This window comes from Paenibacillus sp. J31R98, assembly GCF_056269245.1.
Genome location: NZ_JBWDNO010000001.1, coordinates 1,559,204 through 1,585,381, shown reverse-complemented (window position 1 = coordinate 1,585,381; position 26,178 = coordinate 1,559,204). Strand labels below are relative to the sequence as shown.

The 26,178-nt window shown below is 49.1% G+C and carries 27 protein-coding genes and 1 pseudogene; 25 read left to right on the top strand and 3 right to left on the bottom strand.

What is annotated here, in order from left to right; genetic code table 11:
- From AC0YNX_RS07145 to AC0YNX_RS07110, 8 genes are all read left to right on the top strand, one after another.
- Entirely contained in the window at positions 1-996 is a 996-nt protein-coding gene (locus tag AC0YNX_RS07145; RefSeq protein WP_475814929.1) for a sugar phosphate isomerase/epimerase family protein, read from the top strand.
- 11 nt (positions 997-1,007) lie between these two features.
- Positions 1,008-1,790 carry an SDR family NAD(P)-dependent oxidoreductase gene (locus AC0YNX_RS07140; protein ID WP_475814928.1) on the top strand — a complete coding sequence of 261 codons (783 nt, stop codon included), beginning with the start codon at positions 1,008-1,010 and terminating at the stop codon, positions 1,788-1,790.
- 23 nt (positions 1,791-1,813) lie between these two features.
- Positions 1,814-3,808, top strand: a complete 1,995-nt coding sequence (locus AC0YNX_RS07135) for a YjhG/YagF family D-xylonate dehydratase (RefSeq protein WP_475814927.1) — start codon at positions 1,814-1,816, stop codon at positions 3,806-3,808.
- 6 nt (positions 3,809-3,814) lie between these two features.
- Positions 3,815-4,585 (top strand): SDR family NAD(P)-dependent oxidoreductase, encoded by a 771-nt coding sequence (locus AC0YNX_RS07130; protein ID WP_475814926.1) that lies wholly within the window; start codon positions 3,815-3,817, stop codon positions 4,583-4,585.
- 163 nt (positions 4,586-4,748) lie between these two features.
- Complete coding sequence (locus tag AC0YNX_RS07125; RefSeq protein ID WP_475814925.1) at positions 4,749-5,597, top strand: phosphotransferase; 849 nt, start codon at positions 4,749-4,751, stop codon at positions 5,595-5,597.
- A 21-nt stretch (positions 5,598-5,618) separates the two neighbouring features.
- Positions 5,619-6,458 (top strand): MBL fold metallo-hydrolase, encoded by an 840-nt coding sequence (locus tag AC0YNX_RS07120; protein ID WP_475814924.1) that lies wholly within the window; start codon positions 5,619-5,621, stop codon positions 6,456-6,458.
- Positions 6,459-6,547: 89 nt separating this feature from the next.
- Positions 6,548-7,405, top strand: a complete 858-nt coding sequence (locus AC0YNX_RS07115) for a phosphotransferase (RefSeq protein ID WP_475814923.1) — start codon at positions 6,548-6,550, stop codon at positions 7,403-7,405.
- Positions 7,406-7,439: 34 nt separating this feature from the next.
- Positions 7,440-8,366, top strand: a complete 927-nt coding sequence (locus tag AC0YNX_RS07110) for a phosphotransferase family protein (protein WP_475814922.1) — start codon at positions 7,440-7,442, stop codon at positions 8,364-8,366.
- Positions 8,367-8,627: 261 nt separating this feature from the next.
- On the opposite strand, the gene AC0YNX_RS07105 is transcribed toward AC0YNX_RS07110, so the two are convergent.
- On the bottom strand, positions 8,628-8,996 hold the full coding sequence (locus AC0YNX_RS07105) for a VOC family protein (RefSeq protein WP_475814921.1): 369 nt from the start codon (positions 8,994-8,996) through the stop codon (positions 8,628-8,630).
- Between the two features lie 214 nt (positions 8,997-9,210).
- Here AC0YNX_RS07105 and AC0YNX_RS07100 point away from each other — a divergent pair, with 214 nt between their 5' ends.
- The 11 genes from AC0YNX_RS07100 to AC0YNX_RS07050 all read left to right on the top strand — a co-directional run bounded on the left by AC0YNX_RS07100 (position 9,211) and on the right by AC0YNX_RS07050 (position 19,521).
- On the top strand, positions 9,211-10,062 hold the full coding sequence (locus AC0YNX_RS07100; RefSeq protein ID WP_475814920.1) for an ornithine carbamoyltransferase: 852 nt from the start codon (positions 9,211-9,213) through the stop codon (positions 10,060-10,062).
- A 78-nt stretch (positions 10,063-10,140) separates the two neighbouring features.
- Complete coding sequence (locus tag AC0YNX_RS07095; protein ID WP_475814919.1) at positions 10,141-11,619, top strand: amidase family protein; 1,479 nt, start codon at positions 10,141-10,143, stop codon at positions 11,617-11,619.
- Positions 11,620-12,360 carry an HAD family hydrolase gene (locus AC0YNX_RS07090; RefSeq protein ID WP_475814918.1) on the top strand — a complete coding sequence of 247 codons (741 nt, stop codon included), beginning with the start codon at positions 11,620-11,622 and terminating at the stop codon, positions 12,358-12,360.
- Between the two features lie 83 nt (positions 12,361-12,443).
- On the top strand, positions 12,444-12,836 hold the full coding sequence (locus AC0YNX_RS07085) for a VOC family protein (protein WP_475814917.1): 393 nt from the start codon (positions 12,444-12,446) through the stop codon (positions 12,834-12,836).
- Positions 12,837-12,861: 25 nt separating this feature from the next.
- Complete coding sequence (locus tag AC0YNX_RS07080) at positions 12,862-13,248, top strand: VOC family protein (protein WP_475814916.1); 387 nt, start codon at positions 12,862-12,864, stop codon at positions 13,246-13,248.
- A 2-nt stretch (positions 13,249-13,250) separates the two neighbouring features.
- The gene (locus AC0YNX_RS07075; RefSeq protein ID WP_475814915.1) at positions 13,251-14,216 is read left to right on the top strand and encodes a phosphotransferase enzyme family protein; all 966 of its coding nucleotides are present in this window, start codon (positions 13,251-13,253) and stop codon (positions 14,214-14,216) included.
- 61 nt (positions 14,217-14,277) lie between these two features.
- Complete coding sequence (locus AC0YNX_RS07070; protein ID WP_475814914.1) at positions 14,278-14,715, top strand: hypothetical protein; 438 nt, start codon at positions 14,278-14,280, stop codon at positions 14,713-14,715.
- 19 nt (positions 14,716-14,734) lie between these two features.
- On the top strand, positions 14,735-15,223 hold the full coding sequence (locus AC0YNX_RS07065) for an NUDIX hydrolase (RefSeq protein WP_475814913.1): 489 nt from the start codon (positions 14,735-14,737) through the stop codon (positions 15,221-15,223).
- Positions 15,224-15,356: 133 nt separating this feature from the next.
- Positions 15,357-16,190: a sugar phosphate isomerase/epimerase family protein gene (locus tag AC0YNX_RS07060; protein WP_475814912.1), complete on the top strand. Its 834-nt coding sequence runs from the start codon at positions 15,357-15,359 to the stop codon at positions 16,188-16,190.
- A 44-nt stretch (positions 16,191-16,234) separates the two neighbouring features.
- Positions 16,235-18,940 (top strand): UxaA family hydrolase, encoded by a 2,706-nt coding sequence (locus AC0YNX_RS07055; RefSeq protein ID WP_475814911.1) that lies wholly within the window; start codon positions 16,235-16,237, stop codon positions 18,938-18,940.
- Positions 18,941-18,972: 32 nt separating this feature from the next.
- A complete protein-coding gene (locus tag AC0YNX_RS07050) occupies positions 18,973-19,521 on the top strand; it encodes a P-loop nucleotide/nucleoside kinase family protein (RefSeq protein ID WP_475814910.1) in 549 nt (182 codons plus the stop codon).
- Positions 19,522-19,581: 60 nt separating this feature from the next.
- Here AC0YNX_RS07050 and spoVB read toward each other — a convergent pair whose 3' ends face one another.
- Positions 19,582-21,129, bottom strand: coding sequence for a stage V sporulation protein B (spoVB, locus tag AC0YNX_RS07045; protein WP_475814909.1), 1,548 nt, complete (start codon positions 21,127-21,129; stop codon positions 19,582-19,584).
- Positions 21,130-21,294: 165 nt separating this feature from the next.
- On the opposite strand from spoVB, the pseudogene AC0YNX_RS07040 reads away from it, so the two are divergent.
- Both AC0YNX_RS07040 and AC0YNX_RS07035 read left to right on the top strand, forming a co-directional pair.
- A pseudogene (locus AC0YNX_RS07040) lies at positions 21,295-21,534 on the top strand (double zinc ribbon domain-containing protein); the annotation flags it as partial.
- Positions 21,535-21,630: 96 nt separating this feature from the next.
- Complete coding sequence (locus AC0YNX_RS07035; RefSeq protein WP_475815202.1) at positions 21,631-21,789, top strand: hypothetical protein; 159 nt, start codon at positions 21,631-21,633, stop codon at positions 21,787-21,789.
- Between the two features lie 74 nt (positions 21,790-21,863).
- On the opposite strand, the gene AC0YNX_RS07030 is transcribed toward AC0YNX_RS07035, so the two are convergent.
- On the bottom strand, positions 21,864-22,934 hold the full coding sequence (locus AC0YNX_RS07030) for a lactonase family protein (protein ID WP_475814908.1): 1,071 nt from the start codon (positions 22,932-22,934) through the stop codon (positions 21,864-21,866).
- Positions 22,935-23,121: 187 nt separating this feature from the next.
- On the opposite strand from AC0YNX_RS07030, the gene AC0YNX_RS07025 reads away from it, so the two are divergent.
- The 4 genes from AC0YNX_RS07025 to AC0YNX_RS07010 all read left to right on the top strand — a co-directional run bounded on the left by AC0YNX_RS07025 (position 23,122) and on the right by AC0YNX_RS07010 (position 26,124).
- Positions 23,122-23,931, top strand: a complete 810-nt coding sequence (locus AC0YNX_RS07025; RefSeq protein WP_475814907.1) for a hypothetical protein — start codon at positions 23,122-23,124, stop codon at positions 23,929-23,931.
- A 187-nt stretch (positions 23,932-24,118) separates the two neighbouring features.
- Positions 24,119-24,769, top strand: coding sequence for a P-loop nucleotide/nucleoside kinase family protein (locus AC0YNX_RS07020; protein ID WP_475814906.1), 651 nt, complete (start codon positions 24,119-24,121; stop codon positions 24,767-24,769).
- The gene (locus AC0YNX_RS07015; RefSeq protein ID WP_475814905.1) at positions 24,766-25,401 is read left to right on the top strand and encodes a GNAT family N-acetyltransferase; all 636 of its coding nucleotides are present in this window, start codon (positions 24,766-24,768) and stop codon (positions 25,399-25,401) included. The genes AC0YNX_RS07020 and AC0YNX_RS07015 overlap by 4 nt, the downstream gene beginning before the upstream one ends.
- A 30-nt stretch (positions 25,402-25,431) precedes the next feature.
- Positions 25,432-26,124 (top strand): nucleoside/nucleotide kinase family protein, encoded by a 693-nt coding sequence (locus AC0YNX_RS07010; protein WP_475814904.1) that lies wholly within the window; start codon positions 25,432-25,434, stop codon positions 26,122-26,124.
- The last annotated feature ends 54 nt before the right edge of the window (positions 26,125-26,178 follow it).

Here is a 26,178-nt window from a genome sequence, read left to right as displayed (position 1 = left end):
ATGAGATTCGGACTTACTGCTTACGGAACGGTATATCATATGGGGCTTGCTGGTGCCTCTAATCGCACTCGCATCACAGCGAAGGATCAGATCGATATGGCGGAAGCTTATGGCCTTGAAGGCGTGGAAATTCCCTTGGATATTCTGTCGCAGAGCGATCCGTCAGAGGTTGCCGCATATGCAAGGCAGAAAGGGATGTTCGTCAACGTTGCGATGGGCGGCTTCGAGCCTGCAGCACTTGTGAAAGCGCTTCACATCGCGAAGCTGGCTGGCGCAATTACGCTCCGTACCGTCGTCGGAGGAGCCAAGTTCGGCGGTGATCGCCGGCATATGGCGGGAACGTGGCAGCCTTTTCTCCAGCAAATCTTAAGCTCCTTCCAAGAAGCAACGGAGGTCGCGGAGACGCTAGGCGTCAATCTTACGGTAGAGAATCACCAGGATATCTCCTCCGAAGAAATACTCTGGCTATGCGAAACGATCGGCTCCGAGCGGTTCGGGATTACACTTGATACCGGCAATCCGCTTGCCACTGCCGAGCATCCAGCTGATTTCTTCCGAAAAGTAGCTCCATATGTCAAGAATGCACATTTAAAGGATTATAAAATCTACCGTTCCGAAGATGGCTACAGGCTCGTTCGCTGTCCAGTCGGGCAAGGTGTGATTGACTTTCCAGATCTCTTCCAGCTCTTGAGCGAGGTAAACCCGAATGTGACCATGTCCGTAGAACACGGCGCGCTGGAAGCTCGTCATGTACGAGTGCTTCAGGAGGATTATTGGACGGAATATCCACCACGCAGCGCAGCTCAGCTAACCCGAATTCTACGCTTTGTGGAAGACAACGCTAGAGCGGGTGGCGACTGGAGAACACCGTACGAGCAAGGGAAGACGCCAGATGAAATTGCCAAGTACGAGCTGGAAGAGATGGATATCGCAATCGCCTACCTTTCGAATCAGATCCGCAAGTTTGGAAAACGCAAAGAATCTACTTTGTCATAGGAGGGATTAGTTTGACAACTACAGGATTGCAAGGTAAAAATGCGCTCGTCACAGGTTCTAGCCGGGGGCTTGGCAAGCAATACGCGCTTGATCTCGCTCGTGCAGGCGCTAACGTAATCATTCATGATATTAGTGATAGCTCGGCAGCAGAATTCAATGAAGCGGCTTCCGGTCAAGCGGTCGCCGAGGAAATCAGGTCGCTTGGCGTGAAATCTGCATTCATCGCAGCGGATCTGTCTGATCCTGTTCAAGTGGAGTCGCTAATCAATGGCGCCATTGCCGAGCTCGGTTCCTTGGATATTCTCGTCAATAACGCAGGGGGCGATATTGGTCTTAACACGCCTCGCCCTGATCCTAACGATGCGCTTGATATTTCCGTAGATGATATTCGCTCAGTAGTCGAGCGGAATCTGTTGTCGACCATGTATGCCTGCAAGTTTGCGGGCTCGTACATGAGAGATAGAGGAGCAGGCAAGATCGTGAACGTAGGCTCCATCGCGGGTCATGTGCCTGTGACAGGAGGAATCATCTATGCCTCGGCTAAGGCTGGCATTTCGTTCTATACACGAAGCCTCGCAGAGCAGCTGAGAAAATATGATGTGAATGTGAACTGCATTTCGCCGGCTCCAACCTATACGGGCAGATTCCTCGCAACTCGTACAGTAGCTAGCGAAGAGGGGCGTTCGCGCCTGCAGCGCATCGCGCAGCCTGAAGATATGTCAAGCATCGTTCTCTTCCTATGCGGCTCCGCTTCGGATGCCTTATCGGGCGAAACGATCGTTTGCTGGAAATAACAACCAGAGGGTGAGGGAGCACGATGTCTGAAGCTATACGTTTCATCATGGGAGACGAAGATCCGAGCCGTTATGACATCTTCACCCATGCTGCCGGCCCTGAGGGCAAGCTTCCGCTCACATCCGATATGCTGATGAATCTCCCTAGCGGGGATTTATTCGGCATGAGCCAAAATGTCGGCATGGGGTGGAAGCCCGAAAAGCTTCTCGGCAAACAGGTGCTTATCCTTAGCACGCAAGGCGGTCTCCGCGGCGAAGATGGGTCGCCTATCGCGCTCGGTTACCATACCGGCCACTGGGAAGTTGGCCTTCTCGTGAAAGAAGCTGCGCTTGAAGTAAGCGCGCTTGGCGGAGTCCCTTTCGCTGCATATGTCAGCGATCCTTGCGACGGCCGTTCACAAGGGACGACAGGCATGTTCGATTCGCTGCCTTACCGCAATGATGCCGCCATGGTCTATCGCCGTCTGATCCGTTCGCTTCCGACAAGAAGTGGCGTCATTGGGATAGGCACTTGCGACAAGGGGCTGCCAGCCATGATGATCGCACTTGCGGCGATGCATGATCTTCCCGCGGTTATTGTTCCGGGAGGCGTTACGCTGCCTCCGACTGTCGGTGAAGACGCGGCGAAGATCCAGACTATTGGAGCGCGATTCTCACATGGACAGATCACGCTGGAAGAGGCGGCCGATCTCGGTTGCCGTGTTTGCGCGACGCCGGGAGGCGGCTGCCAGTTTCTTGGCACCGCAGCTTCTGCGCAAGTGGTTGCCGAGGCGCTTGGCATGTCGTTGCCGCATTCGGCACTCGCTCCGTCAGGCCAGCCGATCTGGCGCGACATTGCGAGTCAATCCGCTAGGGCAATCCAGCGGATGCATGAGAGCGGGATAACGATGCGCGATATTCTAACGGATGCTGCCGTAGAGAATGCGATGGTAGTTCATGCTGCATTCGGCGGTTCCACGAATTTGCTGCTGCATATCCCGGCTGTTGCACATGCGGCAGCATGCCGAATTCCGGATGTTGCGGATTGGACACGAGTGAACAAGGCGGTTCCGCGGCTTGTGAGCGTGCTACCGAACGGTCCGGAATATCATCCGACCATTCGCGTGTTTATGGCGGGCGGCGTGCCGGAGGTTATGCTTCATCTGCGCAAGCTCGGTCTGCTTAACTTGCAAGTGAAGACGGTATCTGGACAAACGCTTGATCAGGTGCTCGACTGGTGGGAGGATTCGGAGCGTCGCCATATCGTTCGCAAGCGATTGCAAGACATCGACGGCATCGATCCGAACGAGGTGATCATGAGCCCGGAACGAGCCTCTGCTAGAGGTTTGACATCCACGGTAACTTTTCCAATTGGCAATTTGGCTCCAGAAGGCTCCGTTATTAAGTCTACAGCCATCGATCCTAGCGTTGTCGGAGAAGACGGTGTCTACCGCCATACGGGGCAGGCTAAAGTATTCACGACCGAGAAGGAAGCGGTTAGAGCTATTAAGCTCAGTCAAGTACAGGCCGGCGATATCGTCGTATTGATGGGCAGAGGTCCTTCAGGGACAGGTATGGAGGAAACGTATCAGTTGACCTCCGCTCTGAAACATCTGCCATTCGGCAAACATGTGACGCTGCTGACAGATGCCAGGTTCTCCGGCGTGTCGACCGGAGCTTGTATTGGCCATATCAGTCCGGAAGCATTGGGTGGGGGCCCAATCGGGAAGCTGCGTAACGGAGATTGGATAAATGTCTGCATTGATATCAATAAGCTCGAAGGCAGCATTGATTTTGTCGGTCATGGCGAAGAGCGCTGCAGCCCGGAGGATGGCGCTGCAATACTGGCAGCTCGTCCGTCGCATCCGGACCTCGGGGCTGATCCGGGACTGCCTGATGATACGCGGCTATGGGCTGCGCTTCAAGCAGCAAGCGGAGGCACTTGGAGAGGCAGCATCTACGATGTTGATCGAATCGTTGAAACGCTCCAAGCGGGTATGGAAGCGCTAGCTAGATCGAAGCAGGAGACGGGAGGCTAATTATTCATGGGTAATCGTCTGGAAGGCAAAGTGATCGTAGTTACGGGCGCAACGAGAGGAATTGGCAAAGGCATCGCCCGGATGTGTGCAGCCGAAGGCGCGAAGGTCGTCATTAGCGGCAGGAATGAGCAGGACGGGAGCCAAGTCGTCTCGCTGATTGCCGAGGATTTCGGGGCGGAAGCGCTGTTCATCAAGAAGGATATCAGCAGCGAGGCTGGTTGCCGTGAATTGATCGAAGAGACGGTCGCGCATTTCGGTCGTATCGATGGTCTTGTTAATAATGCGGGCATCTTCCCGCGCAGCACGATACTGGAGACGACGGAGGAATTCTTCGATTCCATCTTCGACGTCAATGTTAAAGGGGCTTTCTTCTGCTCGAAGTACGCGATTGCCGAGATGCAGAAGACAGGCGGCGGATCCATCGTTCAGATTGGATCGACCAATGGCTATAAAGGTTCCAAGGATCTTGTGGCATATGCTTGTTCAAAGGGTGCAATGCGGACGCTGAACAAGAATATCGGCATCCACTATGCCGGAGACGGCATCCGCTCGAACTGGGTAACCGTTGGCTGGGTGGCATCCGAAGGCGAATTGGAGCTGTATGGCAAATTAGGCTACAACGAGGAGCAGCTGCAGGAGTGGGCGACAACCCGCGTTCCAACCGGACGCATGCAGACTTCGGAAGATATGGCCTATGGTGTCGTGTACCTCTTGTCGGACGAATCCACTCAGGTAACGGGGACGGAGCTCTCGATTGCAGGCGGACTCGGAATCTAGATTATAAGTTGTCTCGATCTGAGCAGGATCTTGAGTTTTTAATTCAGGCTTATCCAAGCATCTTCAAGCATTTTCAAGCTTCTCATGCGTTCAAGGTGAGGAGCTTTTTTTCTAGCTGATTACGTATGTACACCACTTAGAGCTGTTAGGGAGAGGATTCATTTTGTACAAACATCCATATTTCGATTTATTGCTGCATGATGATAAGGAGCTTGAATCCATCCTAGGCGTCTCCATTGTGGAGCGTTCAACAATCCACGAATGGCCGCTCTCTTGTGTTCAGCGCATTCGCATGAGTGATGCTTCGACGATTATTTACAAAGTGCAGGGGGAATTCTCGGTTGAAGCTCCGTTCTATCAAGAGGCGCGTTCTTCCCTATTAGTTCATGCTAGAGCTACTGATCAGAATGAGCCTCCGCATGCCTTGCTCTTAGAGGATATTGATGCTCCTTGCTTGACCGCGCTCACACTGACTAAGGATGAAGCTTTACGTCTCGTTGATGACATTACCGATCAAATCTCTCAGATTGATGGGGATTTCCATTTACTCCTAAGCATTAGCGGACTCTCTAACTGGGAACGTTATACCAGCGTTCTACTTCAAGAGATCGGAACCTTAATTCAGCGAGGCTCATTCAAAGAGACCAATCAAGAAGTGCTGGACCACATCGCATCGGTGTGCAACCATCCTTCCGTTATAGCTGCGATCCAATCGGAGAGCGGATTGGTTCACGGGGATTTGAACCGGGGCAATATTATTATGCATCCGAATGGAATGAAGGTTATTGATTGGCAGAAGGCTTTCTGTGGTCCTACCGCGCTCAATCGAGCCAACCTGTTAGTTGAGTTAGGTATCGATCCGAAACCCTATGTTAGTCCGGGTGTGGTAGACTTATTAAGCATTCTGACGATCTCCTGGTTCACGCAATGCGCGTTACAATGGTTTCCAGATGGCGCGGAAGGTTATGACAGAGAGATTGCCAAGCTTCAACTGTGTTTGACCGAATGCTGAAATCAATAGGGGGTACAGAAAATGGAAACTTCTAACGAACGAACAGGCGAAGCGCTGATTCAAGAAATTAACGAGACCCGTGTCCCGTATGGGATGCTCGCCATCTGGTTTCTCGGGCAGGTAAGCGTCGTCGTTAAAGGGGGCGATACGATCGTCTACATCGATCCTTATTTGGCCGATGCCCCATACAGACGTTTCAAGCCGCCTTTTCGGCCGGAAGAGGCAGTCAATGCCGATTGCGTATTAATTACCCATGATCATATTGATCATCTGGATCCGGATACGATTCCTGGAATGGCAAGCAACCGCGAGGATACCGTGTTTGTGGCGCCAGGTTATTGCCTTCAGGCACTTGCTGAATACGGCGTTCCGGTTGAGCGCCGTGTTCATGCGAAGACAGGCGAGTGGCAGGAGGTAAAAGGTCTTCGTTATATGCCGATCCCGGCTGCTCACGAGGAGCTGGAGTACGATCAAGCACTCGATCACCGTTTCGTTGGTTATGTGCTGCAGCTGAACGGGGTGACCTTCTATCATGCAGGGGATACGACAATTTATCCCGGAATGATCGAGACTGTGAAAGCAGAGAAGGTCGACGTTGCGCTGCTGCCGATTAATGGACGTGATCCTTTCCGCCTGGCACGTGATATAGTTGGCAACATGAATTTCCGCGAAGCTGCCGATTTTGCTGTCGCTGCCGGTATCGACACGGTTATTCCGGCGCATTATGACATGTTCGAAGGCAATTCGGAGAACCCAGGCTATTTTATCGACTATCTGTACAAGAACTACCCGACACAGAAGAGCCATGTGTTGGCGCGATTCGAGAGGTATGTGTACGTATCTGACAGAGCGCTGAGATAAGGGTTAAAGTCCGCGAGAACGCGGGCTTTTCTGATTGAGGCATTTCAATAAGAAGTGGCAGGATGAATCCATGAGAGAGGTGTAAGCTGATGCATCGACATCCCAACTATGATTTGCTGCTTCATGACGATGAAGAATTAACCGAACTGCTTGATGGCCCGGTGGTGGAAAGAGCCACAATACACGAATGGCCACTGTCGTCCGTAGAGCGCATTCGAACCGCGAGCGGCAGCAGCTACATCTATAAGGTTCAAGCTCCGCCCACTAAGGAAGCTAGCTTCTACACAGAGGCAAGGTCGAAGCTGCTGGTGCCTGCGCGCATAATCGAGGCGGAAGGCGGCATGACGGCGATGATTATGGAGGATGTCAGCGCGCCAAGGTTGAACGATATTGGGCTAGAGCAAAGCGGTATCCTTGGTGTTGCTTCGGAGCTGCTGAAAGAGATCGCGGAGATAGAAGGAGACTTGCCGGTATTTCTAGATATCAGCACCGAAGAACGCTGGGATGCTTATACCGATAAGGTCTTCGAAGATATGCGTTTCTTGATTGAAGAAGGTAGCTTTAAGAAGGTAGATCTCGATTTAGTAGGCAGTCTCTCTGATTGGAGTAAGAGCTATACGGTTAACGAAGCGCTTCGTTCTCAAACAGGATACGTCCACGCTGACCTCAAAGCTGATAATGTCTTAGTCACACCTGACGGTTACCGAGTTCTTGACTGGCAGCGCCCGATTCGCGGTCCTGTCTTACTGGATACCGCTACACTGCTGCTATCATTGGGTATTGATCCATCGAAGCATGTCCCGATCGGGATCGTACAACTCCATCATTTCCTTCATCTTGCATGGTTCGCACAGGCTGCAAGGAGATGGGTTCCTCAAGGCAAAGCGTGGTTTGATGGCATTATCATAGGGATTAGCAAAGAGATAGCCCGTTTGCAGCAGCTATGAGTCTATTTCAACATGGATGGAGGGAAAGTAAGAAGTGGGTACTCTTTTTCAGAAGGAAATCTTCGATTGGCCATCCTGGTCATCTCTATTGCGGTCCATTAATGAGTTCCGATCGGTGATCGAAGCGATATTCGAGCGGGAAGCTCTTATTGGCGGCGAACAGATCTCATTGCTTACCCCTGCAACGAATGCCGTATTTCGGGCGGGGGACTATGTCATCAAGATCTTCGCACCGGAAGAAGCTGGCATTGGATCCGAAGCAGGTTATGAGTTGGAGCTGCAGTCGACGCGAAGAGCGCAAGAGCTGGGCATACGTACGCCGAGGATTGTTGCCGCTTCCACTCTGCAAGACAAGTACATCTTTCCATATCTCATTACGGAGTTCATCGATGGCGAGGTCGCGGGAGAGGCATTTAAGAAGTTTGATATCGTCCAAAAGAAGCGGTTCATCAACGACCTGAAGTCCAACATGGCTAGGTATAACACCAAGCCTGAGCAGGAGATTGATTCATCGGGCATTCGGAATCAGGCGAGGACGAATCATAGATGGGAGCCATACCCAGAGTCTGTGAGGAAGCAAGCTTCAGCGCTCATCGACGAGCTCGACTTAACTCAGTGCGTCAGAGTACACGGAGATATTAACGGCAATAATGTCATTCTCGATAAGAATGACGGGCTTTATATGATTGATTTTGCAGAAAGCTCTTTTGCCCCGTTCTGGTATGAGTATCCTCCGATTTTGTTTGATCTCTTCGACCACGATCGAGCAGCAATCCAAGCTTTTGTCGCGCAGGTTGATCGCCAAGGTACGGTTGATATGCTGTTTGGCGCGCTATTGCTGCATGATTTTGGCGGAGATTATATGAGGAGGATCTACTTGAGACATACAGGGAAGACGGTTCAAGAGATGCGAGATATCTACGAAATTAGGAATATACTGGATGAGTTGCTTAATAGCTGAAAATTAAAGTTAGAACAGGTTGCCTAGTTGACAGCATTGCAGTCTGAGAGTACTGAATCTGATCTCTCAGAGCTGTAAACGGCTGATTTACATGCTGAGAGTTCGAATTTTGCACTCTCAGCCTCGCCAAGCTGCCGAGATCTTGACACAATCCTCAAAAAAAAGAAAAAACCCACCGTTTTGAATGAACCAACGTGGGTTTCTCTACACTCTTACAGGCTGCTAATCGGCAGCCTGTTCTACTTTATCGCAATGCGAACGCTAAATCGCCTCGCCAAAATATATCGTATGACCTTGGTCGTCCTCAACAATAAATTCCTTCGTATTCCAGTCCGTTTTGCACACATCCCTAGCCAGAATGACTCCGCGAGCTTTCAACACTTCCGCCAAGCTAGCAGCATTGTCCGTTTGCAAGTAAAGATGAAAATGATCACCGTCTCGCGTAAAAGGGATAGAGGGGTCCTGTTCATCAGCAAGCTTAAGATGAAAAACCTGGTTACCTGCACGAATGCCGGCGTAGAAATTCTCGTAGCGGAACTCAAGCTCGAGGCCTATCTTCGTCGTATAGAAGTTAATCGTACTATCAAGATTCGTCGTTCGCAGCTGCGGAACTACACCCGTTATTGACATTGTTTTCCTCCTGCGGGATAGTGTCTTCTTCGAAAGCTAAGATTCAGCTTGTTCCTTATTATACCATCTATTCCAAGCAAGAATTGATAGTTTTTGCACAAGGCTGCTTGCCTGCGGCTGTTTTGTTTATCCTATTGCAGGCAATCGGATATTTTTGTTAATGTATAAATATACGTAATAAACGATTATTATGCAATCGGAGAGGCGGTAGGAAATGAACTTAATAGATATAAGTGAATTATCGCAAGAACAAATAACAGCGATTTTCGAATTAGCTGACGAAATCAGATTGCAGAGTGCAAACTACTCGCAGGCTCTTGCAGGTAAAACATTCGTGATGTTCTTTCCTGAATCAAGTCTTAGAACAAGAATTACCTTCGAGAAAGGGATCAAAGCATTAGGGGGAGAGTGTATATTATTCCCACCAGAAACGCTGGATAAGAGGGAAGAGTTACGAGATGTCCTTCTATACATGGAGAATTGGGTTGACGGAGTCATCGTAAGACATCCTGATTGGTCCAAGATTCAGGAATTAGCTCGACATTCATCAAAGCCTATAATAAATGCCATGACCTCGGCCAACCATCCGTGTGAAATTTTGTCTGACCTCTATACAATAAGCAGGCAGAGAGAGAACTTCATAGACCTGGTATATACATTCGTTGGACCTCCGGGCAATATATGCAGCTCATGGGCAGCTATCGCGACTGTCATGAATTTAGATTTTAATCATGTGTGTGCTGTAGGCTATGAACTTGGAAATGAGCGATCCAATTATCGCTTCCATTCTGAACTTGATAATGTGCTAAGACGAAGCGATGTCATATTGACCGATTCTCTGCCGAAGGAATGGCTTACAGAAGCGTACATCCACAACTATCAAATCACTTTAGATCGATTGAAGCTAACAAAGAAAGGCGCAATACTGAATCCGTGCCCTCCATTCTTCAGGGGAGAAGAGATAAGCGAGGACGCTATTTCATCGGATTATTTTGTTGGATATTCATTTAAGAAGAATCTACTTTATGTACAGCAAGCCATTGTGCTGTATAGTTTATGGAACTAATGGAAGAAAGAAGGACTTCAAGTCTCTTCGTCGAACACAACCTTAATAGCACATTGCATGAAGGGAGTAACTCTTTACATGGACAGAACACTTAATGGAAGACTAATAGAAGCCGATATCGAATCGTTGCAGCAGGCGATGGAATCCGGTGAAATAACGTCAGAAGCTTGCGTTCGTTGGTATTTGGAGCGGATTGAACAGCTCAACCCGAAGCTGAAGGCGGTACTGGAACTCAATCCGGAGGCGATCGATATCGCGAAGGCGCTTGATGTGGAGCGACAGGAACGGGGGTCCCGCGGACCATTGCACGGTATCCCGATCTTGCTCAAGGACAATATCGACACCGGAGACAGCATGCATACGAGCGCCGGCTCGGTCGCACTTGCGGAGCATTTTGCTCAGAAAGATTCAGCTGTGGCATCGCAATTAAGAGCTGCAGGTGCTGTATTCCTCGGTAAGGCAAACATGACGGAGTGGGCGAATTTCATGTCGAGCACGATGTGGTCGGGGTATAGCTCCAGAGGTGGTCAAACACTTAATCCCTATGGTCCCGGCGAGTTGTTCGTGGGTGGTTCAAGTTCGGGCTCCGGTTCGGCAGTTGCCGCGAACCTATGTACAGCAGCAATTGGGACAGAAACTTCTGGCTCAATCATCAGTCCTTCCTCGCAAAATAGCCTTGTCGGCATAAAGCCGACTATCGGGCTCGTAAGCCGTACAGGTATCATCCCAATTACGCATAGCCAAGATGCGGCAGGGCCGATGACGCGTTCGGTCAGAGATGCGGCGATCTTGCTCAGTGCGATGACTGCAGCGGATCCAGAAGATACTGCCACGCAAGATAGTGGACGACAAGCGTTTACAGATTATACGACTTTCTTGGACGCTAATGGTTTGCAAGGCGCAAGAATCGGGATTCCTCGGTATTATTATCGTGGATTGGATCAAGCCCGTTTGGAGATTATCGAGAGGGCCATTACCTTGCTTGAAGAACGTGGGGCGATTATCGTAGACCCGGTATCATTGCCTTGCGAGAATGCGAAGTGGGACTGGGACGTGATGCGATATGAGTTCAAACATGGGTTAAACCATTATCTGAGCAAAGCTGGCACGGGAGCTTTCGTCCGTACGTTAGATGATGTCATTAGTTATAATGAAGCGAATCGCGACATTGCATTGAAATACGGGCAAGACACCTTGATCTGGTCGAATGCAACAAGCGGATCTTTGACTGAACCGGAGTATGCTGAGAGTTTACGTCTTAATCGTGAGGTAGCACGCGAACAAGGCATCGACCACGCAATCCGAGAATATAAACTTGACGCTTTGCTGTTCCTGGGTAACGAAGATGGGCTCGATATATCTGCGCGCGCAGGTTATCCTGTCATTACCGTCCCTGGCGGGTATACAGATAGTGGCATTATCGCTGAAGGTGGCTACACGACCAAGGGTCCGCAGGGAGTTACTTTCGTTAGCACCGCATACAGCGAGCCTACGCTGTTCCGACTTGCATATGCATACGAGCAAGCAAGTAAGAACCGTTGTACGCCTGCTGATTAGTTGAATAAAGCACGTCACAAGGCTACCATACACAACATAGGTAGCCTTGTTCTACGTAAGGAGAAAGGTTATGAGGTGGCACCATTGGAGATTTATAAGGTAAAAGGGATTATTTGGGATATGGACAATACCATCCTCCGATCGAAGATCGATTTCAAAGCGATGAAAGAAGAGGTTTCCCAGTACTTGATTCAAGCTAATCTCCTGCAGGAGAATTTTCCTGTACATGATCACACAACTTCTACCATCATTGAGCATGTTCAGCGGACAGAACATTGGAACAATCGTTTGCAAGAGATACTATGGGATATCGCCAAAAAGCATGAACTATTGGGAATGATCAATGCAGATTTGGAGCCAGGGGCGAGAGAAGTTCTGCGTGAATTGCATGGTAAGTTCAAGTTGGTCATTCTAACGAATAATTCATTTGCGGCTGCGATGTCTGCTTTATCAAACCATAGAATCGATCATTTGTTTGAGACGATTATTGGCAGAGAACAGATGAAGTTTATGAAGCCAGCCCCAGACGGCGTAAATACGATTCTTGAAAAATATCCTAATTATTCTACAGCTGATTGGATATCAATAGGCGATGCATGGATTGACGGCAAAGCGGCCCAAGATGCAGGCGTAAGGTTCATTTCCTACCAAGGGGATCTCGAAAAGATGAAGAGTAAGGATGTTATTCCAGCCACTTCAATTGATGATTTAGCTCAATTGGCAGCCTTGTTCAAGCTGTGAGGAATTTCTTTACATGCGAACATACATTCGGTATAATGAAATGGTATATTTTACAAAAACGCTCGTTCGAGGGAGGGCTTTAATTGAGTAACGCTGTGAGAAATATTGTCATAGGCATACCAGTTGCAAAATCGGGGAATTTCGAAGATTACGAAAAGGCAATTGATTGGTATGTGAAAGTTTTAGGGTTTGAGCTCATTTGGAAGATGGGCATTGCGAGTCTAAAAATTGCAAACGGACAAGAAATCTTGCTTTTCGGGGAAGAAGACGACGAGAACAGCATATGGTATACCGGAAACATTAAGCAGAATCCGCATTATTCCATACAATTTAATACGGATAATATCGAGCAGCTTCGAACCGATTTAGTCCGCAGCGGCGTTATGGTGGGAGAGATTCATAATAATGGGGGACCTGGCAGAGTTATGATGTTCTGTGACCCTTACGGAAATCGCTTCTGGTCATGTGAGGAATAATCTAGTAGTAAAGTGGGGTGTTATTATGGAGAATATGTTGCTTAACGGAAGAGTTATGCTCTGGCAGTACGTTAGAGATTTGCCGAAAGCAGTCGAATGGTATTCCGATGTATTTAACATTCAATCTACCGATAACATTGGGGTCGCTTATTTCTTTACAATAAATGAGAATACAGGCCTGGCACTAAGCAACTTATATATGGGACAAGAAAATAACTTACCGAAGAGCGCCATGCTTGACCTTCAAAGTGATGATATCTTTGCAACCCACTTGAAACTTAAGCAAAAAGGTGTCCGAGTCGAGGAAGTTCAAAATCCAGCATGGGTCTATCACGAGTTTTTTCTATGGGACTTGGAAGACAATCAAATTCGTATTAGTGGATTTGTTCATGAGAAAGAGAGTAAAGTTTAATAATGGGTGGTCATGCAGGTGGAAGCGATACAGTTTTCCTTAGAACTTTTGTAACTACTGAACAAGCTCAGTTCGGAGTTTTGAAGACGCTTACAGAGATGGCGGGCGGATTCAGTAACAATAATTACTTGCTAACGACGAATCTCGGAACCTATAGAGTTAGGGTTTCTAAATATTCACGTCCGGCAGATGAACTGCTCGCAGAACAGATGATTTTGAATAAGGCGGTAGAGAGTAATCCTCTGGTTGTTCCTATGATCGGCCTGTTTAAGCTGCCTGATGAGACGGATATTAGTCTATTTCCCTATCTAGAAGCTAATCCGAACTTTGATATAAATAACGAAGCATTGATGCATGACGCAGGCAAGGCTTTAGCGCATTATCATCAGTCTGTTTATGGTTATAAGGGTAACTTGCCTTGGGAACCTATCTCCGAGACGTTCAGTCACGAGGCGATAAACGCTAGTGAACTCAGAGGAATGATAGATGATGATGCATTTTCCGAGTATCCAGATTTATGGGAAAGCGTTGAATGTTTGCTTGAACGGATGAGAGATGCGGATATACTCCTGAACAAGGAACCATGCACGTCACTGCCGCATCTACCTTGTCATGGAGATTTTGCGTATCCTAATCTACTCTCATTAGGTAATGAAGTAATAGGCATAATTGATTTCGAATGCTGTCGCTGGGCACCTAGAATACATGACTTGGCTACTTTTTTGCTTGCTGTGCAGGAAGGTGAGGGATATGAAGAGGAAATGTCGACTCGGTTCGTGGAAGGATACGAATCCGTACTTTCTCTATCCGAGGTTGAACAGCGTTTCATACCCGTGTTCCAGAGTATCCATTCGTTAGGAGCGGTCCAAAGACATTTAAATCGAGTCATCCGGGGAGAGCATGACATGAACTACGGTTTAATCATGTATTGGGAACGGGTAACGAGAACCTTGAAGAAACCGAATTAATTAGGGATTTCTGAAACATTTTCCCATTATTGTAGTCTATTTAAACAAAGGGGGGAAACGTTTGCGGAAACCAATACTAGCCATTGTACTCTTAGTTCTTGTCGTTGGAACAGTGTTCTTCTACAAGTTTCAATCTCAATCAGGCTCGCTTCGTCTGGATGATATCTCATCTGAAGTTGATCAGCTCGCTAAGCTTACCTATCGGGACGGTGGAACGGGCCTGTTCTACGAGACAACGGACAAGACGGAGATCGGTCATTTTGTCGAGGCAATGAGAGCCACTACTTATCGTAAAATAAAACCAAATCCATGGACTGGCGGAGGAAGTTTTCAACTGTACGATCGTAACGATAACCCAATACTAGGTGTCTCATTTGGACCAAATAACGATATCGGGATAAACGGTGAGTACTATCACATGACAAGGAATATAGATGATCTGCGAAAGACCTTTAATGCAGAGTTTATTGTTGATAATAATCTCGTAAAAGGCAAATGAACGATTAGGAGGTTATAAAATGTCGTTTCCGACCCATATTGTTTCGGCTGGTGGAATTGTGGAAGACGGTAATGGAAATATCCTATTGGTTAAGGCCCGTGACGATGGTTGGGTGTATCCAGGAGGGATTACTGAAGTTGGAGAGAATCTCATCGATGGCGTGATTCGTGAGATTAAAGAGGAAAGCGGGATAGATGCCATTGTTATCCAGCTGATTAGCGTCGTTTCCAATACAGCGATTCACAAATGGTATGACGGCGTGACTGATGTTCCAACGAAGGTCATGTTTGATTTTCTGTGCAAAGCTGTCGGAGGAGAGCTAGCTACTTCTGAAGAAACAAGCGAGTGCATGTGGGTTCCAAAGGAAAATGTCCTGGACTTCATTACTCTACCGGCAATTCGCATGCGTTATGAAGCTTATTTGAGCTTCAGCGGCTCTGTGAACTATATCGAATATGTCACAGAGACGACGTCTGCATGTAGTCTCAAGCTTCAGAGAAGTTTGTAGTGCTGGCGGAATTTGTCGGGCTTTCTACGCTCTGGTGGAAGGAAAACACATTACATAAATGGAATATATCCGAGTAAGGATCGACACCGATAGATTCGTTTCAATAATAACGTAAACATAGGAGGGAATTTGTATGAGAATCAGCATTTGTTCATTCAGTTTTCACAGACTATTGGCGTCAGGGAAGCAAGATATTTTCCAATATATCAAGGATTGCAAGGAGCTCGGCTGTACACAACTTGATCCTTGGAATGCCCATCTCGCGCAGTTGAATCAAGGAGCCGATGCGCTGCATGCCGGAGCCAACCCGGATCAATCTCAGCATTTAACAGCGGTGGACGACGAGTTTCTGGTTCGCGTGAAGCTCGCGGCTGACGATGCTGGCTTGCCATTTGGCTGTATCGCCGTTGACGGGGCGCATATTTATGAAGAATCCGAAGAAGCTCGCAACAGCAATCGACAGCGGGCCTATCGCTGGATCGACATTGCCGAGAAGCTCGGCGCATCCTCCATCCGTATCGACTCCGGCGGACCGTCACAGTGGACGGATGAAGTGTTCGACATTGTTGTTGAAGGGTATAAGGATATCATTGCCCGTGCAGAGAAGGCTGGCATTAAAGTAATTGTGGAGAATCACTGGGGACCGACTGTAGATCCGGATAATACAGTCAAACTGTTGGAAGCGGTTCCGGGGCTTGGGTTGTTGCTGGATTCATGGAATTGGGCACATGGGAAACAAGCTGACGGCTGGCTCAAATGCGCGAAATATGCAACAGTCACTCATATCAAAACATTCCGTTTCACAGAAGATGGTCAAGAGTTGACCCAGAATATCCCTGCCTTCTGCAAGCTTCTTCAAGATAACGGCTTCCAAGGCACTTGGGGAGTCGAGAGTGTGCCGGCAGACGGTGACGAAATCGAAGGTGCACGCAAGTCGATTCAACTGATCCAGCGTTCGGTTTCCTAAGAACAGCTATTTATTATTCTTCCCATCAAAGGTGAGTGAACGAGATGACTGCAATATACCCATTTAATGAAGTAGCGAGACTTCCTTTGCCGGGAGATAACTGTGCCATAGCGATCCGGAGGCTGGAAGCAGGCTCTGCCATCGAATATGAAGGGCAAACGCTGACCCTGGATTATACGGTCTTGGAAGGCCATCGCTTCGCGATCAAAGAGATTGAACCAGGCGAAAGTCTGCTTTCCTGGGAAATGCCGTTTGGCGTGGCTGTGCAGGCGATTCCACCTGGTCATTACGTAATCAACGGAGCCGTATTGGGTGAACTAGGCGTGAGGCAGCTGAATTTCGCGCTTCCGGCAGAAGCGAATTTCGAGGATCGCGTTCCGGCCTATGTGCTGGATGAAGCAAGCTTCCAAGCAGCACCAGCATCGCCAGCTTATCCGGATACGCGTACGTTCATGGGTTATCGGCGGTGCGACAGCCGGGGCGTCGGTACACGCAATCACGTGGTGCTGCTCGGCATTTCGTCGCGTACTGGCAGCTACGTGAAACAGCTTTCCCGCCGTTTGCAGGACGAGGTGAAGCAGTATCCAAACATCGACGGGATCGTACCCGCTGCGCATACAGAAGGTGGCACCGACAATCCGAATAACTTGGATTTGCTGCTGCGGACGCTTGCCGGTTTTACGGTGAACCCTAATGTCGGAGCCGTCTTGATCGTAGACTACGGCATCGAAGCGGTTACGAACGAAATGGTGCAAACCTATCTGCGTGACAACGGATACCCGATTGATGACGTCATTCACAAATTCGTGTCGCTCAAAGGCGCGTTCGAAGCGGATTTAACTGAAGGCGAAGCGATCGTGCGCAAGTGGCTGCCGCTGGTCAATGCGATGCAGCGGACGAGCGAATCCATCAGTCAATTGAAGATCGGCTTGCAATGCGGCGGCTCGGATGCGTTCTCCGGCATCTCTGCGAATCCGCTGCTAGGCTGGATCTCGGAAGAATTAGTCCGGTACGGCGGCGCAGCAAGCATTGCCGAAACCGATGAATTAATCGGCGCGGAGCCATACGTGCTGTCGAAGGTGCGTGACGTTGAAACTGCTCGTAAGTTTCTCGAGCTGGTCGACCGTTTCAAGGAGCGCACGTCTTGGCACGGATCGAGCGCTGAGGGCAATCCATCCGGAGGCAACAAATATCGCGGCCTCTATAATATTTATCTCAAATCGATCGGTGCAGCGCGCAAGAAAGATCCGATAACTCGCCTTGACTATGCCACGGAATATGGGGAGCTGATGAAGGACGGCGGCTACTATTTCATGGATAGTCCCGGCAATGACCTTGAGAGCATTGCAGGACAGGTCGCCGCAGGCTGCAACATGATCTTCTTCACGACAGGCAACGGCTCGATCACGAACTTCCCGTTCGTGCCTACGGTCAAGGTTGTTACGACGACGAACCGCTTCCAGCTCTTGTCGAATGATATGGATGTCAATGCGGGGGCGTATCTGGAAGGCGCATCCATGGACGAGCTCGGCCGGGAGACGTTCGAGCTGACGCTCCAGATCGCATCCGGTCAGCGCAGTGTGGGCGAGAAAGCAGGCCATGCGCAAGTGCAGATTTGGCGCAATTGGCAGCAAACGGACGCAAGTCGGTTGGAAGAGCTGCTTCATGCACCGGCGCCATCTGGGGAACCGATTGACATTCAACTCGGTGCGGATACGGAAGTCAATCCGATCCAATTCACCCTTGGTCGCCATGCTGACAATAGCTTAGCTAGCGACAATATTGGCTTGATCCTGCCGACGAGCTTATGCGCCGGTCAAGTAGCCACGATGATCACGCAGAAGTTGAATAAGCAATACGCCGGACATTCAGAAGTCTCGCGATTCGTCGCATTGGCCCATACGGAAGGCTGCGGTAATTCGGGCGGCCAAGCCGAACAGCTGCATGCGCGAACATTGATCGGACACGTCACGCATCCGATGGTAAGCCATTGCTTGCTGCTGGAGCATGGATGCGAGAAGACACATAACGATTACATGCGTCATGAGATGGAAGAAATCGGCGTCGACGCAAGCCGCCTTGGCTTCGCCAGCATCCAGCTGGACGGCGGCATCGCGAAAGTCACGCAGAAGGTAGAGGAATGGTTCGCCAATCAGTTGGCAGCTGGCCATTCGTCTGAGAAAGCGAGCGTCGGCTTGGAAGGGCTGCGAATCGGCCTATTAACTGACGGCGCCATTGAAGGCGAAGCAGGTGCGCTGCTAGCGAAGCTGACCCGAGCAATCGTCGGTGCTGGCGGTTTGGTTGTTGTGCCGCAGAACAGCGGCTTGTTGACTTCCGATGCTTACCGTTCATCGGTATTCGAGCAATCCGATGTGAACCCATCCATCGCGTACGGAGAGCACGTTCGCCGAGACGGCTTCCACATCATGGAGACACCGACCGAGCATTGGGTCGAGACGGTGACTGGCCTTGCAGCTACAGGTATCGAAATCATCATTGCGCTCGTCGGCGAGCGCCCGATGCAGACGCACCCGTTCGTGCCTATGCTGCAAATCGCAACAACATCGGCGAATGCAGCTATTGACGAGAATGATTTGGATCTACGGCTTGCTGGTAATCCGGCGGAGTGGACAACGCAGCTGCTGGAGCGTATCAAACAAACCTTGGAGCATGACTATACGCCGCGACTCTACCAGCAAGGCAACGTCGATTTCCAATTGACGCGCGGGTTCCTCGGCTTCTCGCTATAAGAGAAAACATAAATAGAGGGGTAATCTATTCGATGAGCAATGTAATCCTTATTTCGGGTCCCAGTGGCAGCGGCAAGACTTCACTGGCGAATTATATCGGCGAGACCTATCAATATGCAGTCGTGAGCGAGGATAAGTTCTGGGGCGAATTAAAGGCAAAATGTCCCGAGAATCAGGGTCGAACCCTTGAAGAGGAAGCCATTATTCAAGATCAAGTTGCAACAGAGGTTAACCGGCTGCTTCAAGAAGGGCACAATGTCGTGCTCGAATTCATTCTGTATTGTGATCCGCCAAGACCACTAATTGCATACCAAGAAGCACTACAGAACAAGGCTTCAAACCTTGCAACAGTTCTGCTTAAACCGACTGTAGAGGTCATTTTGGAGAGAAAGAGAGTTCGCGGGCGTATGAACGAGCAGAATGCCGAGAGTGAAACGGCAATTGGCGTGAGCCAGTTAAGCTGTCTGGACAGCCCTTACATCAAGAAGGAATGGATTGTTAACAACGATTCACTCAGCATATCAGACACCTATGAATGGCTTGCACGCGATAACAGTCACATCTTTATGCCCCATCATTAGTTCCATAGAAAAAAGGAGCGGAGAGACCGCTCCTTTTTATTTTGGATTCTATTAACTCATTTACCGTGGTATTAACATCGTTCGAGTTGCTTTCCCCAATACATTCATCGAAAGAAGAGCAACGAAATAGAGCAGCAGCGAACACAGGATAGAGCTAACGACGCTCCATAAGAGCGAGAGGTGTTGGACGACTGTGAAATATTCAAAGGTCCAACGACCGCAAATCGCCATCAGCAGCATACATGCTCCTACTTTCAGATAAGGCCCTATGCTCATATAGATGCCAATCGAGCTTGAGATGGAGAAGAAGTTGAGCAGTGTTTGCAGGATGATTCCGATACCAATGCCTACCGTGACGCCGACAATGCCGAATTGGCTGCCGAACACGAAGATGGCGATCGCTTTGAACGCAGTAGACGCGACATAGTTCCACAGCGTAGCATTCGCGCGGCCAAGTCCGAGCAAGATGGCATGCAGGGGAGCGTCGAAATAGTGCAGGAAGAAGATTGGCGCTAAGATTTTGAGAAGCAAACCGGCTTCAGGCGCGCCATAGACCAGTGTCGTAAGCGGTGTTGCCCACTGAAACAGAATCACCGTAGCAGGTGCTCCGACGAGCAGACCTAAGTTCAGCGCTTGATTCATTCGTTCATGCATGAGCCGATCATTCTTATTCGCAGCTGCCTCCGAGGCAGCGGGGACGAGCGCGGTGGATAAGGATTGCGTAATAAAGCTTGGCATGAACAGCAGCGGAAACGCATATCCGGCTAACATCCCGAACTGCTTCGTCGCAAGTGCTGTACTTACGCCGGCCATGGCCAGACTGGTTGCGATGAGCAGAGGTTGGAAGGCACTATAAACGGAATGAACTAACCCTGTACCCGTTGTCGGCAGACCGATCTGCAACAGCTCGGTGAGGGTTTTTTTGCCACTCCTCAGATGTCTGGACCAGGTCTCGCCAGCTACTTTGGCTTCACCGTTCACCTTATAACTAATAATGAGGAATGAGAGGCTGATGGCTTCACTAATCACAGAAGCGGCCATTGCACCTGCTGCAGCGTAGGCAACGCCATATGGCAATAGCAGATGAACCAACGCGAGAACGCAAGCGATCTGTACCGAATACTCGAGCACATCCGAAGCGGCAATGACCTTCATTCGCTGTACGCCCCGGAAGTACCCCTTCAGCACCGCGGAGACGGCGACAATCGGGGCAATCGGTGTAATGGCGAGCATCGCATAATAAGCCCTCTGATCGCTCAGCATGATCGATGCGATCCAGTGGGAGCCAAACAGGGAGAGAGTCGTCAGCGCTACACTCAAGAAGCCCGTCACAGCAAGCGATACGTGAAGAATGCGCCTCACTTTGATTTTTTCATCGCGAGCGTAGGCTTCTGCAACAAGCTTGGATATCGCTATAGGCAAGCCGAGTTCCGTGATCGTAATGACTAAAGGCACGAGAGGATGCGCCATCATTAACAAACCAATACCTTCCGCTCCAAGAACGCGAGCAACAAACATGCCGCTGATAAAACCAAGTATTCGGTTGATAAAAGCAGCGACAGATAAGGCCATCGTCCCTCTCAAGAACGATTCCTTCTTTTGTGCCATCTCCTTGTCCTCCTGATCCTCGAATACTCTAATGTATTCATGAATTGGAAAAGCATGCGAACAGGCAGGGGAGATGTCCATGGCGTTTTTTTTGTCTATCGCTCCATGTGAAGTGCAACTTTATCCCTCTCCATACGTTTATCTGTAAAAGGAACCCAGTTAGGGATGGTTGTTCCAGTCTTAATTGCTGAGAAGGGTGGCGCTGCGCAAATGGCGGTTAAGATCTGTCCGAAATGCGGGGAATCGAACTCCGAAGGTGCATTATTATGCGTGGATTGCGGCGGTTCGCTGAAGGATGCAGCAATAGAAGGCACTCCAGATTCCGCAAAAGTTTACTCGGGAAACACGCGTCCAACGATATGTCATCATTGCAATGAACAATTAGAACAAGGCGCATTAAAGTGCAGATATTGCGGGACCGTCGTATCGAGAACCGTAAATAGCCATCGTCATTACAGTAATCATACTCCGTCCAACACGGAGAGAGGAGGATCCTCAGGCATGGAAACATTCGGAAGAGGGTGCCTATGGTTAATTATTGGATGCGTTGGATTGTTATTTCTCGCCTTCATCACTCAAAGTACGATTAATATTCCTTGGTTCATCTTCATTCCAATCGTGATCCTCGTCTTCTGGTTGGCTTCCAAGAAAAGCAAGTAATTCTCTTTGAAAAGAACAAGGGCAACCACTGCCATAAGTGGTTGCCCTTATCTTGTTTATCGAGGTATGCAGTTCTACACGATTTCTGAGAAGCGGACGCACACGGGTTTAGAAACATGAAGCTCGCTACCAGTCGGCTGAAGCTTGCCTGTCTCGCTGTCGCGGCTGAATGTGACGATATTGTTGCCATCACGGTTCGCGACAAGAACGAAGCGACCGTCAGGAGCGATCGCGAAATTCCGCGGATGACCGCCGAGCGTCGGAGCATATTCAATCGGCTCAATGCGTCCATTAGCGGAATCTACGCTGTAGACTGCGAGGCTGTCGTGTCCACGATTGGAGCCATATAGGAATTTACCATCCGGCGACAGGTGTATGTCAGCCGTCGAATTGATCCCAGTGTACGAATCCGGCAGCGTGGAGACCGTCTGGACGACACGGAGCTGGCCTTCAGCAGCATCATACGCATAGACCGTGATCGTGCTGTTCAATTCATTAATGCCATATCCATAGGGCAGCTCCGGATGGAAGACGAAGTGACGCGGTCCCGATCCAGGTGTAATGGTTGTCTTATTGCGCAGCACCATCCGTTGGTTCGGCAAATCCAATTCATAGACGAAGAGTGTATCCATGCCGAGATCGGACACAACGGCATATCTTCCAGCGTTGTCGACGATAACCGAATGCGCTCTCGCCTGCGTTTGATCTGGATGAACGCTTGAACCTTCATGCTTTTGCATGTCGACCGATTCTCCAATGCCACCATCTTCGAGAATTGGAGAGAGACTGATCATACCGCCGTGATAGCTTGCTGTCATGGCAAACTGGCGTGTTTTATCAAGCGAAATATGGCATGCCGTAGCAGGGAGCGTGATCGCTTCGTTCAACTTAAGCAAGCTGCCGGTTGCTGGATCGAAGCGAAATGCAGCGACAGCGCCACATTTGAGCCCTTCGGAATTATTGCCCTCTTTAATGGTATAGAGCGTCCGATTCGTCTCGTTAGGAACAAGGAAAGTCGGGTTTTGCAGGCTATCCGCTTGACCGACCAGAGTTAAAACACCGGTTTGTGTGTCATATGCACAAGCATAGATGCCGGGATCGTTCGCGTTAGCATAAGAGCCGATAAAGGCAAATGTCGAAGCCATATTCAAGCCTACCTCCAAAATTTGAAATATTAGGTTCTCTAAGTTAGCATTTTACCATTATTCGCGGGATAAGGCACTCGAGGATTGTCTGAATTCGATGAGGCAAGAATCTTTTTGACATTGATAATCATTATCATTTATGATAGTAACATAACATACCATTTATAACGAGTAAGGATGTGGCAGGATGGTGGCTCCATTTCAAGTGGTTACAGATGTGACCGATTGTCCATCTCCAGATATTTTATCGATTACCGCCAGCGCAGATGTCATGTTCACGGCCGCTTTCGGCAAAGGTATTTTTCGCAAGAGCAAGGAAGATACATGGGCCCAAGTCGATGAAGGGCTTCCTGACGGAGTTATTGTAAACCGAATCCAGATTATTGACAGCTCTGTCTACCTCTGCACGAATAAGGGATTATTCTTCTATGACTCGAACAGATGGTATCCGACCGATATTACCATCCCATGCTACCAAGTCGTGAGGCAAGGCGTATTCTTCGCTGCAGCTACTGAATACGGAATTTGGTGTAAAATCGGGACTTATTGGAAGAGTATTGCTTATCCGAACATCCCTGTATACGATCTACTGCTTACCCCTCAGTATTATATTCTCGGCTCGAATCAGGGAATATCCCTCTACGACCGTTATACGGATTCTGGAGCAGAGTTCCCCCTAGGTACTGCTGTTACCAGCTTATCTGTGGTTCAAAGCCGACTGGTTGGTGTGACGATAGACGGAAAGCTGGTTCAAGGAAATCAGACAGGCGGTTTCACATTAAACGGCTTTGAGGGCATTAGTCTGTATGGCTTAAAGTCCACGAAAAACGGCGTGTACGCTTGTTCGAGCCGCGGACTGTACCGACTCCAGATGCTTGGATCTCGGGTGATTATGTGCTCCATGCTTACGGGATACCCGGTAACCGATATGTGCTTATCTGGGGATTGTATGTTCATCTCCACTCTAAACTGGGGACTTAAGAAAGTGATCTTCTAACAGCTGGATGCCGTATACGTACGGCATCTTTTTTTGTGTTGGGCATCATTATTTTCTATACCAGAAACTGAATTACAATCTCCTTGATTATGGTAAAATCAAGTCATGTGAGCTTGAGGGGAAAAGGCTGGAGAAGCAGCATGTATCAACGATCACTGTAAAATATCAGGTGGGATAGGTGAAATAGATGTTCAATGTGTGTCCAGCTTGCGGTGAATACCGTGTAAACAAAAGCATTCAGCAAACAGAAGATAGCGCCTATGCCATCTGCCCAGAATGCGATCACTCGCATCCGTTTCTTCAGTTGCCGCTGTTTATCGTAACGGGAGCCAGTGGAGCCGGGAAATCTACTTTAGTACTGCATCTCTCTAAGCTGACGAATGACTTCGTGGTACTGGAATCGGATATCCTGTGGGACAACCGGTTTAATCAGCCGGAAACGAATTATCGGGATTACCGGGAAACGTGGCTGCGGATGGCCAAGAATATCGCGCAAGCAGGAAAGCCTGTTGTATTATGCGGCACGGCGACACCGGAACAGCTGGAGAATTGCGTGGAGAGGCGGTATTTTGGCGAAATCCATTATATCGCGCTCGTATGTGAGAGCAGCTTGCTGGAGGAACGGCTGAAACAACGTCCTTCATGGAGAGGCAGCGGCAGCGAGGAGTTTATTCAAGGGATGATCAGCTTCAATCGGTGGTTCATCGAACAAGGACAGGCATCTAGTACGCCTCCAATCGCGGCTCTCGATACCAGCCATGATACGCCTCAAGACACTGCTCGCAAAGTTTATGAGAAGATTCTTGAAATATCCTCTCGATTGGATGTGATCGCTTGAGTATCCCGAGTCTGGACCTATTCATGATGTGCAGAGCATTGAATCCATCAGCCACTGGAGAAGTTCCGCCAGGTTATCACGTACGGACATGCAGAAAAGATGAGCTGGATCTATGGAAGGCAATCCACTTTGACGATCCCGAAACCGCGAGAGACTACTATGATTTCATGACGGATTTCTTCCGTGATGTGTATGCGCGGGAAGGAGATTTGTTCTACGACAAGTGCAAGTTTATATGCAACTCTGATGATGAGCCTGTTGGAACATGCTTTATCTGGAAGGCATACAACAGCATTAATACGGTTCATTGGTTCAAGGTGCTGAAATCCTACGAAGGCAGAGGATTAGGCAGAGCGATCATGACTGAAGTGATGAAAGACCTGCGTGAAGAAGATTACCCTGTCTACCTCCATACGCATCCTTCCAGTTACCGCGCTATCAAGCTATATTCGGATTTTGGATTCGCATTATTATCCGACCCGGTCATCGGAAACAGAAGGAACGACTTGGAGGAGTCACTCCCCATCTTGAGCAAATACATGCCAGCTGAAGACTATCACAAATTGCAGATTCGTCAGGCACCGGAGGAATTTTTGGATGTGGTAAGCTCTTGGGCGATTAATGAATTTTGATTGCTGGCAACTTGGGGGGAATTGATGACTATGCTAAACGAACATAGAAAAGCGGTGATCACTGCTCTTGCCAATGAAATCGTCTCCTTAAGCTTGAGCCACCCGACAAGGGTTGCCGTTGAAGGACGTTCTGCTGCCGGCAAGACTACGCTATGCGATGAGTTAGCTGAAGCAGTTCGTGGACTTAATCGCGGAGTTATTCGGTCTTCCATCGATGATTTCCATCGTCCGGGGCATAAATATCGTTCGCAGCGAGGGGAGTGGACGCCGCAATCTTATTATGATCAAGGCTATGATTACGGTTCGTTCAGCGACCTTGTCTTGCAGCCGCTTGGACCTAATGGAAGCCGAAGATGCCGTACGGCACTCTGGGACTCGTACCATGATAAAGAAGTGCCTGAGGAGTGGCATCATGTGGAGGAAAGTGATATTGCCATTATAGATGGCGCATTTCTTCTCCATCCGTTGCTTGCGGGACACTGGGATTTCATCATCTGGCTTGATATAGATAACGAAACGATGGTTTCCCGAGCTGTGCAGCGTGATGTCGCTTGGGTAGGTTCGGCACAGGTCGTGGAAGAGAGGTACCGTCGATTCTGGGTACCGATGCATGCATTCTATGAACAACTCATCTCAGCGCCTTCACATGCTCATGTCGTTATCGATAATCGGAATCTCTCTGAGCCCAAACTGAAGCGTAACAGATCAGTTGAGCAGAAATAGGATAAACCGGAAGTGAAGAGAAGCTGCCCAAGGTTTGGGCAGCTTCTTTGTGCG